This window comes from Chitinophagales bacterium (genome assembly GCA_017303835.1).
In the GTDB taxonomy this organism is placed as follows: domain Bacteria; phylum Bacteroidota; class Bacteroidia; order Chitinophagales; family Chitinophagaceae; genus JAFLBI01.
The window spans coordinates 1,811,463-1,822,712 of record JAFLBI010000001.1; the positions used below are offsets into that span (position 1 = coordinate 1,811,463).

The following is an 11,250-nucleotide window of genomic DNA, read 5'->3' on the forward strand; positions in this document are numbered from 1 at the left end:
GCTAACCATGCAAATATGTTGGTCGTTTATTACCCGCATGTGAGCATATCATTAAGTTTATATTAATCCAGTTTAAAGCTTTTTTGCGACTGACGAATAAAGGCTAAAGTGGCTTCACTGATTGGATAATAATAATTAACTCCGCCATTTCCTGTAAAAGCAATGAAATTGCAATCTCCTTTTGTAGCTGCGTAAACAGTTTTAATCAGGTTACCATCTTTATCAAAACAGAACAATCTGGTATCCATCTGGCAAGCCGCGTCTGTACTGGCTCCTGTGCGAAAATTGCTGGTGAGTTCCCGAATGAAAGCGGTATCAGTAATGGCGAGGTCTCTGTTATATTTTTGATTTCCAGGCTCTGGATAATAGACCAGCTGTATGCTATCTGTTTCCTGCAGTTTCTCCGGCACCAGCACTGTATCAGCTACCGTCTTTTTAATCTCTTGCACAGTTGGTTGCTCTGCAGGTGCGTTTTGGCAAGCTATTGCAATGATTGTCAACAAAAGAAAAATTACGCGCATAACTCTTGAATTTTTGAACATAAAAAAGCCACTGCAAGTTAAGCAGTGGCTGAATAGTATTGCGGTAAAATTAGTTACCCTTAGTATAGAATCTTGTCCAACCCTGCATCCAGTTAGTAGTACCGAAAGCACCACGGAATGTAGTTGAAGTAAAGAAGCTATTACCTGACAGGTCAGTGAAATTAGCACCAGTCAAAGCAGGTGAACCTGTGTTAGGCAGCAGATTAGGCGCTGTAAGGTTGAAAGGTGCAGTCAGATTGATATCATTTGCACTTGCATACTTTACGTTAGCGTTTGTAGTATTAGTCAACAGTGTTTCTACATCAGCGTTAGCAGCAAAAGCGGCTGTAGCATCAGAACCACGACGGAATGGATCCGCAACAGCATGTACCAGGTTGTATCTGAAACGAGTGCTACCAGACTTCAGTGAGTCAGCAGTACCCATACTTTCTACAGAGAAACCACCTTTCTGCCAACCCATCATGATAGAGTTGAATACGCGGAACTTAGTTGCTCTTCTCCAACGCATACCGAAGTTGTGGTTTGCAGCTGTACCTGAAGCGTTGTTTGGACCAACCCAAGTGAAGTTAGAGATAACTGGCTCTGTGAAAGGAGATGCAGTAGTACCAGTACCATCGTTATCACACTCAACACCATTACCTGCATCACCAGCATCAACAAAAGCTGGGTCTCTCAAAGCAACACCATATTGCAGGTTACCTCTGTAACCAAAGTCGAAATCGAAATCATCATCGGCTGTATAAGCAGCAACCAGGTATTTAGCATTTACTGTACCACCGAAAAATTCAAATGCATCATCGTTACCATAAGAAACCTGTACATACTCGATAGTAGTACCACTACCTACACCACCCAGTGTAAGACCATTGATCTCAGAACCAGGGAAAGCCGCGATACCAGCATACTCAATACGTACATATCTCAGTGTGCCAGAATTATCCGCATCGTTTGTACCGCCGTATACACGGTCAACACCACCTTCAATTACCGGAGGCGTAGAACGGTTGGTACGCGCATTACCCAACAGGATAATACCACCCCAGTCGCCAGGCTCTCTTGAACCAGCTGCTTTACCAGAAGTAAATACAATTGGACGATCTACAGTACCCGCAGCTTCAAGCTTACCACCACGCTCAACAATCAATGCACCTTTCTGGCTAATGTCACTCTTAATGGTTGTACCAGGCTGAATTGTCAGGGTAATACCATTTGGCACATATACATAACCTTTCAAGATCCAGGTTCTGTCAGAAGTCAAAGTTTTGTTTGCAGACAATGTACCTGTAACCACCGTATCTACTGAAGGTGGAACAACCACAGTATCATCTTCATTCTTGCTGGAACAGCTGCTCATCACGATAACCGTTGAAGCAACTAAGGTGAAAAGCTGAAATGCTTTTTTCTGGAAATTCATAACAGTAATTTTAGTGATGCAAAAAAAGCCATCAGATATGATGGCTTTGTTAAGCGAAGATTATTGAATTGTTAAGCCCTAGCGGCCGAAATTGTAGTTGAAAGAAAGACCGAAAGTTGTACCAAAAACATTCGACCATTGAATACGGTCTGTGCTTGCATTGTAAGCGCGCTTAGTCTGCTGACCTTGCACGTTGTTATAGAAAATCTGCTTGGCGTTCAGGATATTACCAATATTCAGTTTTATTTCACCCTGCTTGCGTAATACTTTCTTAGACAATTGGAAATCCAGAATGCTTCTGCCATTCTCATACACGTCTGGAATATCATTCTTACCTACTGTCTCAATTCTGTGTCCAATTCTGTTGAATAAGATTGTTCCACCCCAGTCTGTAACTGGATCAGCATAAGTGAAGCCGAAGTTTATGAGGTAAGGCGACTGTCCTTGCATGGGTCTGTCTTTATCCCAGCTGCCAGCCTCATTCAAATCAACTCGTGATTGCATCAGTGCGGCGTTGGCGCTGAATACAGTGTTCTCTAAGAATCTACCTTCACCCAGGAATGATAATTTCTTGCGCAAATCCAACTCCAGACCATAGGTGTATGCAAATGCAGGATTAAAGAAGGTGATTACCTGATATTCAAAAGTTGATTCACCAGACATCTGCTGTTCGATAGGATTCTGGAAATGCTTGAAGAATGCAGATACAGAGAAGATTTCACCTGAAGAAGGATAAGTTTCGAAACGTAAATCGACGTTGGTGTTCTGACTACGTTCCAGTTTTGAGTTACCGCGAATGATTGCTGCACGCACAAAATCGAAGTAAGAGAAATTCGCTACTTCTCTGAAATCAGGACGAGATACAGTTCTCGAAGCTGAGAAACGAATATTGTTTTTCTGGTTCAGGCTGTAAATCAAGTTCAGTGAAGGAAGGATATCCAGATAATCTTTTTTAATCACTTCACGTGTACCGCTTACGTTGCCAGTATTCACTTCATAGTTAAATGTTTCTACACGAACACCCCAGATCATTTTCAATTGATTCCATTTATTCTCCAGCATGGCATAAGAACCAGTCAGCATAGAGTTGGCATCGTAACGGTCTGTGTTGTTGGTAATTTCATTCAAGTAGAAGCCTTCGTTGTACATATAGGCATCACTGAATACTTTCTCGGGTTTAGCAGATAATAATGATGTATTGAATACAGGACCTGCTTGTTCGTAACGAAAAGCTCTTGCATCAAATTCACGTGTTTTGTACTGCGCCAAAGTACCCGCTTTAAACTGCGCTTTAGGACTAAGGAAATTCAGCTGGGTATTGTAATCGAGCTTACCTCCAAAAGTGTGCTCATTCAAGGTACTCCAGAATCTGTATGTATTTCTTAAGGCCACTGTAGGTAATACAGACTTATCATTGATTTGTGATAAACTTTTCTGATAAGGTAATGATTTATAATCAGGCTGATCTTTCTGCGTAAATGTGTAGTTAAGGTTCCACTTCAACTTACTATTCTTAGCACCTACACTATGTTCGCCCTCTAGCTGAGAACTGATGATGGACTTCTGCATCACGATGCTGATCTGTCCCTTATTAATGTACTGAAGGTCATTAAAGTTGCTTCCCTCACGCAGTGTGTTCGTATTTTCAAACACGCGGTTAAAGAGGTTCTTGAAAACTATTTTAGACTTCCCTTTTTTATATCCCAGGTTCAGTAAACCACCAATACTGCTGGTAAAAGCGTAGGATGAGTCGTTATAATCAAATAAGTAGTTATTGGTGCTGGTAATATCGTTGTACTGATTACGCTTTGTGTACTGAATCGTCTGGCTATTGCGATAAGTAACAGAAGCCAGAATTCCGAAAGTGGCACCATTATCCGTATTGAATTTCTGTGCCCAGTTCAATTGTAAATTACTTGCAGGAAAAGCTGCTCCATCATAACGATCGCCATAAGTATTGTTCATCAGCCTTGAATAACCAATCTGCTGATCCCTGCTGGAAACACGCCATCTTGATGTTGAAGGGAACTTAGTAGGAAACTTTCTGGAACCATCATCAAACCCCAGGAAATCCATGGAACCCATATAACCGATATTGAAATCCTTACCTGTTGAAATGGTATTATAGGATAAACCCATACCAATACCAAAACTGTTCTTGAAAGGGATATCTTTTGTTGTTACCTGTATAATACCACCGGAAAATTCACCAGGCATATCAGGCGTAGCCGTTTTATTGATCAGCACATTGTCGATCATATTTGAAGGAACCACATCAAAAGAAAACGTTCTTCTATCAGGCTCAGTGCTGGGCATTACCGCACCATTGATGGTAGCAACATTGTAACGGTCGTTCAAGCCACGTACAATAACATATTTATCATCCTGCACACTGGTGCCTGTTACACGCTTTAATACTTCACCCACATTATTATCAGGAGACTTTTTGATGATCTCTGAAGAAATACCATCAGAAACGCTGATATTGCTTTTCTGAATACTCAGCAATGAAGCCGCTGTTTCTCTGCGAGCTGAATTGGCAGATACCACTACTTCAGTCAAATTAGAAGCTGCTTCCTCCAATACAATATTGAGTTCGGTCGTTTTACCGGCCTCAATCACCACATCTGAGATATTCTTTGTCTTAAAACCAGTATAGGCAAAACGAAGTTTGTAAGTGCCGGGAGCCAGCTTGGCAGAAAACCTACCTTCAACATCTGAAGTACGGAAATTGCCTTTTTCACCGCTGATGACCACGCCTACCAGAACTTCATTGTTGGCAGCATTGGTGATTTTACCGGTTAGCGTTCCAACTGACTGTCCGAAAATGACCGTTGGAAGAGTTAAGCATATGATAATCAAATACTTAATAGGTGCTTGTATTTTCCTCAACATGAGCGGGGCGTTTTGATTCGGCAAAACTATCCGGCATGTATTACTGTAATGTTACCATAGTGTTACGGGAATATTAAGCAGAGAAAAACAAGTTCTTCCGGTTAACTTATTATTATCAAATTATTAATTGTCTGTACAATGCCCCCACAGACAGGCATAATGCTATTTTTGCGGCAAATTATTGATGCATGGGAATCAACACATTCGGCCGTTTATTTATGCCTAAGAATAAGGTATTCTATGAGCTTTTCGAAACAGTTGCCGACAGAGTATACGATATGGGTATCAAGCTGAAAGAGCTGGTACATGAGCATGATTACGACAAACGCAGCGGCATCATTGCCCAGATTGAAGACCTGGAGCATAAGAATGATGACACCACGCATCAGATTTTTACAGAATTAGGCAGAAACTTTATTACCCCATTCGACCGCGAAGACATCCACTATTTGGCCAGTGCCCTGGATGATATTGCCGACTATATTTTCGCCTCTGCCAAAAAAATTAATTTTTACAAGGTTAACCCAAACGATAGCGGTATTCAGAAGATGACAGAACTCATCTTACAAGGTTCTATCGAAATCCGCAAAGCGGTGAAGGGCTTGCGCGATATGAAAAACCTGCGTGAAATGACAGAGTCCATGGTTAAAGTAAATAGCATTGAAAACCAGGCTGACGATGTGTTCGACATGAGTATTGAAATGCTTTTCCAGCAGGAAAACGATTTCAAGGAAGTGATTAAGAAGCGAGAAATTTATCAGGTATTGGAAATTGCTACTGATAAATGTGAGGATGCAGCCAACGTGATTGAATCAATCATCATTAAGTACGCTTAAGTTCTTTCTGCCCAAACTCAACCGCATGTTTACGATTCTGGTTATCATTATCATTCTGGCATTTGTTTTCGACTATATCAATGGCTTCCATGATGCCGCCAACTCCATTGCCACCATTGTATCTACCAAGGTATTAACCCCTTTCCAGGCTGTACTTTGGGCAGCTGTGTTCAACTTCGCTGCATTCTTTATCTCGAAGTTTATCATTGGTGAATTTAAGATTGGTAATACCGTATCAAAGTGGGTAAACGCTGAGTTTATTACACTCGAAGTAATATTGGCAGGTATCATCGCAGCCATTAGCTGGAACCTTTTAACCTGGTGGTTTGGTATTCCATCCAGTTCATCGCACACCCTGATGGGTGGTTTTGTTGGTGCCGCACTGGCGCATGCAGGCGGTTTGAATAATGGTGAGATTGATGTAATTAACTACGCCAAAGTAATCCCTACTTTCCTGTTTATCTTTTTTGCACCAATGATCGGTATGTTCATTGCGTTCTTTATTACCATACTGATTGTGCACTTGTGCAAGCGATCGAATCCATACAAAGCGGAAAACTGGTTTAAGAAATTACAGCTTGTATCATCAGCAGCTTTCAGTTTAGGACACGGTGGTAACGACGCGCAGAAGGTAATGGGCATTATTGGTGCTGCTGTGATCTTTTACGAAGTACAAACCGGCAATTCAGCATATCTCTCCTTAGACTCAAAAGAACGCTTCTCACATTTCGTAGTTGATTATTGGTGGGTACCATTCACCAGCTTCTTAGCAATTGGCCTGGGTACATTGAGCGGCGGTTGGAAGATCGTTAAAACAATGGGTACACGTATTACCAAAGTAACCCCATTAGAAGGCGTAAGTGCTGAAACAGCAGGTGCAATTACCTTATACCTCACTGAACACTTTGGTATTCCTGTGAGTACTACCCATACCATTACCGGTTCAATCATTGGTGTAGGCGCCACCAAGCGACTCTCTGCAGTTCGCTGGGGTGTTACAGTTAACCTGCTCTGGGCTTGGATTCTGACCATCCCCGTTTCTGCAGCACTCGCAGCCATTATCTACTTTTTACTGAAACTGATCTTGTAAAAAATTCAGCATCATACCCTATCTTGCCTGAAATAGTTACAGGTAAATGGCAAAGATTCTGGTTACTGGTGGATGCGGTTATATTGGTACACATACCATCGTTGATCTTATTGAAAACGGATTTGAAGTTGTTTCTATCGACAACCTCAGCCGCTCAGATATTCGTGCATTAAAAGCTGTTGAAACACTTACCGGAAAAAGCATCAAAAACTACCAAGTAGACCTGTGCAACTTTGATGATACCTATGCGGTGTTTCAGGAGCATACTGATATCACAGGTATCATACACTTTGCAGCCTATAAAGCAGTGGGCGAGTCTTGCGAAAAGCCTTTGCTATACTACGAAAACAACCTCAACTCATTGGTCAACTTACTCAAGTGTGCTGATGAATTTGGTATTCCACATATTGTTTTCTCATCTTCCTGCACTGTTTATGGCAATCCTGACAGCACACCTGTTACAGAAGATTTTCCCATTAAACAGGCCGAATCTCCTTATGGTGCTACTAAGCAGATGGGAGAAGTGATCGTACGCGACTTCACCAAGAGTACTGCAGCATCAGCCATTCTCTTGCGCTATTTTAATCCGGTTGGTGCACACCCTAGCGCAACAATTGGCGAATTGCCCATCGGCCGCCCAATGAATCTGGTGCCAGCTATTACACAAACTGCTATCGGTAAACTGCCACAGATGACAGTGCATGGTACTGACTATCCAACCAGGGATGGTTCCTGCATTCGTGACTATATCCATGTATGTGATATTGCCAGCGCACACACATTAGCATTGCAATACTTACTGGGAAACAAGAACACTGCTGATTGCGAAGTATTTAATCTGGGTACAGGCAATGGTATTTCTGTGTTAGAAGCAATTCATACGTTTGAAAAAGTAAGCGGCGTGAAACTAAACTATACGACAGGACCAAGAAGATCTGGTGATGTTGTTGCCACATATGCCAATAACACCGCTGCAGTAGAAAAACTTGGCTGGAAAATCAAATACAATCTGGAAGATATGATGCGCACAGCCTGGGCATGGGAGCAGAAACTCAAAGAAACGACTCTTTAGTTCAGGCTGTTGTAAAACACAACTACCGCACGAAAGTCTTTCTCTTTCCTAAAACGCAATTCATTCTGTGCAATAAACTTACTGATTGCCTGCTGCTGATCATCCATGGCTGCAATCACTGAGGCTTCATTGGTTAATACTTGCATCGAATCTTGCTTTCTTAATACAAATGTTTCCCTTGCAGCAAACTTTCTGGTTACAGTATTACTGGAATAGCCTTTTGAATCAACGTAGGTAATCTCAGCATATTTAAGCAAAGACGCTTTACCATGTTCGAGTACTTCGTAATAAGCAGTTGCTGGTATTTTACCCAATGCAGGATAGCCGGTTTCAAATACCACACTATCTTCAAATAAAATCTTTTTAACAGGCAGGATCATCAGGAATTCATTTTCCTCTTCACGAAACAGCAATCGCCGCTGCAAAAGATCTATTCGAACTTGCAAATTGAGGATAAACCTACCATCAGGCAGATACACGGTAGCCTTCTTATATGCTGACGCTGGATAATAAGGGGAGCCCTCTGATTCAAATGTCTCAGTGGTAATATTTAGTTTTCGTCCGGTACCATCCGATAAATAAAACTGTTGTGCCTGAGCAATACTCAAAGAGAAACAACAAAGCAGCAATAAGAATGATAGCTTCATACCAGTAAGTTACTACTGATTCGCCATCTTCTCCGTATTTTCTGCAACCTGTAAGGCTTCAATGAATTCATCTATTTCACCATTCACCACTGCATCCAGATTATAAGAAGTTAATCCAATACGATGATCTGTTACCCTACCCTGTGGCCAGTTATAGGTTCTGATCTTGGCACTTCTATCACCCGTACTCACCAAGGTCTTACGCTGACGAGAAATCTCTTCTTCCTGCTTACGTACCTGCTCTTCATATAATTTGGTACGCAACATATGCATAGCTTTCTCGCGGTTACCCAACTGCGTACGTTCAGTCTGACAAATCACCACAGTACCGGTTGGAATATGCGTCAGCATCACTTTGGTTTCTACCTTGTTTACGTTCTGTCCGCCCGCACCACCGCTTCGTGCTGTTTCCATCTTCACATCGCTATCCTTCAACTCAAAATCAATTTCTTCGGCCTCTGGCATCACCGCAATAGTTGCCGCTGAAGTATGCACACGACCCTGAGTTTCAGTTGCTGGTACACGCTGTACACGATGCACCCCACTTTCAAACTTCAAAGTGCCATACACATCTTCGCCAGTAACTTCCAGAAATACTTCTTTGTAACCACCAACTGTTCCTTCACTTTCACTCAACACGGCTGTCTTCCAACCTTTCTTAGAACAATAGCGCAAGTACATATTCAACAAATCACCTGCAAACAAACTGGCTTCATCACCACCAGTACCTGCACGAATTTCCAGAATCGCATTACGATCATCCTGCGGATCTTTCGGAATCAGTAATTGAGTGAGTTGCTTTTCCAACATTTCTTTCTGCTCTTCCAGTCCGGGCAACTCCATCTTAGCCAGCTCACGCATATCCTCATCATTGCCGTGCAGACTTTCCTTGGCAAAAGCATGATCTGCCAAAACCCGCTTATACTGCTCAAATGGCTGTACAATCTTCTCCAACTGGCGGTATTCCTTACTCAGCCTACCAAACTCCTTCTGATTATTAATAATCTCCGGATTGGTAAGGGCTACCCCAATCTGCTCAAATCTTGCTTTAATGGCTTCCAGTTTATCAATCATGCTTGTCTACTTAAAGAGCGCAAATTTAAGGTTTGGGGCCGGACTATCCCGAAGCTTCAGAAATCTGTCAGGAATGGCTAACTTTCTGCTATGATGAAACCCTTTCTAGGCCTAATGGCCCTATGCTTGGGCAGCTTGGCCCTGAATGCACAACAGGCAGATGTCCTGATCAGGAACGGTAAGATTCTCGATGGCACGGGTAATTCCTGGTATTACGGAGACATTGCGGTAAAACAAGGCCGCATTTTGGCTATTGGCAAGTTGGGCAACTATACAGCAGCCAAAACCATTGATGCAAAAAACCTGATTGTCGCGCCAGGCTTTATCGACGTACATACCCATATTGAGGATGATGAACGCCGCAATCCTGCAGCTACCAATTTCATCTACGATGGTGTTACCACCGTGATAACAGGTAACTGTGGTTTATCCAGACCAGATATTGGTGCTTACCTGAAGATGATTGATTCACTGAAACCTTCAGTGAACGTAGCGAGTTTAATTGGCCATAACGATGTACGCAAAGCTGTGATGGGTAGTGCGCGCAGAGATCCTGATCCAACAGAAATGCAGCGTATGGAAGCCATTGTGGCTAAAGCCATGCAGGATGGTGCAGTGGGATTGTCAACCGGATTGATTTATATACCTGGCACTTATTCCAAAACAGAAGAGGTAGTCAGACTCGCGAAAGTAGTTGGCCAATACAATGGTGTTTATGCCACGCATATGCGCGATGAGGGCGATAGTGTAACACAAGCGATTGAAGAAGCATTAACGATTGGCAAAGAAGCCGGCATGCCAGTAGAGATTTCACACTTCAAATTAAGCGGACAACAAAACTGGGGCAGAAGTAAGCAAACCATTCAGATGATCATTGATGCCCGCAAAGCGGGGATGGATGTAACCATTGACCAGTATCCCTACACTGCTAGCAGTACTTCGCTGAGCACATTGATTCCTGATTGGATTTTAGCTGATGGAAGTGATTCTGTAAAAGCAAGACTATCGAGACCCGAAGTACAAAAAGAAGTAGAAAAATACATGCTAAACCGACTAAGGAAAAGAGGGCTCAAGCATTTCACCTATCCTGTTGTAGCCAGCTTTCGTGCAGACAGCAGCTATAATGGTAAAAGCATTGAAGCCGTAAACCTGATGAAGGGCAGAAAGCACAAAGCCAGCGAAGAAGTAAAGACGGTGATTGATATGATGATGGAAGGCGGTGCCAGCATGGTCTTTCATGGCATGGGCGATGAGGATGTAGAACGCATCATGCGTTATCCATTCAATATGTTTGCCTCGGATGCCAGTATTCGTGTGTACAATCAAGGCGTGCCACATCCACGTGGCTACGGCACCAATGCAAGGGTATTGGGTAGATATGTGCGTGAAAAACAAGTGATCAGTTTAGAAGAAGCCATTCGCAGAATGACTTCCTTACCTGCAGCAAAATTTCAACTGAAAGATCGCGGCTTATTGAAAGAAGGGTTAGCAGCTGACATTGTAATCTTCGATCCTGAAACGGTGATGGATGCTTCCACCTATGAGCAACCGCACCAGTTTTCGAGAGGTTTTCAATATGTACTCGTTAACGGACAAGTGACGATAGACAATGGCGTACATATCGGTACCAGAGCTGGTATGGCTATCAGAAAAAATGTGCAATAACTATTCAACCACTGA

General features: G+C 42.5%; 9 protein-coding genes. 4 read left to right on the forward strand and 5 right to left on the reverse strand.

Annotated features, from left to right (window positions below; all coding sequences use genetic code 11):
* Nucleotides 1–62: 62 nt before the first annotated feature.
* The 3 genes from J0L83_08325 to J0L83_08335 form a co-directional block, all read right to left on the reverse strand.
* A complete protein-coding gene (locus tag J0L83_08325) occupies nucleotides 63–521 on the reverse strand; it encodes a hypothetical protein (protein ID MBN8664563.1) in 459 nt (152 codons plus the stop codon).
* 70 nt (nucleotides 522–591) lie between these two features.
* A complete protein-coding gene (locus J0L83_08330) occupies nucleotides 592–1,956 on the reverse strand; it encodes a hypothetical protein (GenBank protein MBN8664564.1) in 1,365 nt (454 codons plus the stop codon).
* A gap of 78 nt (nucleotides 1,957–2,034) precedes the next feature.
* On the reverse strand, nucleotides 2,035–4,851 hold the full coding sequence (locus tag J0L83_08335) for a TonB-dependent receptor (protein MBN8664565.1): 2,817 nt from the start codon (nucleotides 4,849–4,851) through the stop codon (nucleotides 2,035–2,037).
* A gap of 188 nt (nucleotides 4,852–5,039) precedes the next feature.
* Here J0L83_08335 and J0L83_08340 point away from each other — a divergent pair, with 188 nt between their 5' ends.
* Genes J0L83_08340 through galE form a run of 3 tightly spaced genes read left to right on the forward strand, consistent with a single transcriptional unit; the run spans nucleotide 5,040 to nucleotide 7,849 of the window.
* Nucleotides 5,040–5,687 carry a DUF47 domain-containing protein gene (locus J0L83_08340; GenBank protein MBN8664566.1) on the forward strand — a complete coding sequence of 216 codons (648 nt, stop codon included), beginning with the start codon at nucleotides 5,040–5,042 and terminating at the stop codon, nucleotides 5,685–5,687.
* 25 nt (nucleotides 5,688–5,712) lie between these two features.
* Nucleotides 5,713–6,777, forward strand: a complete 1,065-nt coding sequence (locus J0L83_08345) for an inorganic phosphate transporter (GenBank protein ID MBN8664567.1) — start codon at nucleotides 5,713–5,715, stop codon at nucleotides 6,775–6,777.
* Between the two features lie 46 nt (nucleotides 6,778–6,823).
* Entirely contained in the window at nucleotides 6,824–7,849 is a 1,026-nt protein-coding gene (galE, locus tag J0L83_08350) for a UDP-glucose 4-epimerase GalE (GenBank protein ID MBN8664568.1), read from the forward strand.
* Here the strand turns inward: galE and J0L83_08355 are convergent.
* Nucleotides 7,846–8,496 (reverse strand): hypothetical protein, encoded by a 651-nt coding sequence (locus tag J0L83_08355; protein MBN8664569.1) that lies wholly within the window; start codon nucleotides 8,494–8,496, stop codon nucleotides 7,846–7,848. The two genes, galE and J0L83_08355, sit on opposite strands and share 4 nt — an antisense overlap.
* Before the next feature lie 12 nt (nucleotides 8,497–8,508).
* Nucleotides 8,509–9,570, reverse strand: coding sequence for a peptide chain release factor 1 (prfA, locus tag J0L83_08360; GenBank protein ID MBN8664570.1), 1,062 nt, complete (start codon nucleotides 9,568–9,570; stop codon nucleotides 8,509–8,511).
* A gap of 114 nt (nucleotides 9,571–9,684) precedes the next feature.
* Between prfA and J0L83_08365 the strand changes: the two genes are divergently transcribed.
* Entirely contained in the window at nucleotides 9,685–11,235 is a 1,551-nt protein-coding gene (locus J0L83_08365) for a D-aminoacylase (protein ID MBN8664571.1), read from the forward strand.
* The last annotated feature ends 15 nt before the right edge of the window (nucleotides 11,236–11,250 follow it).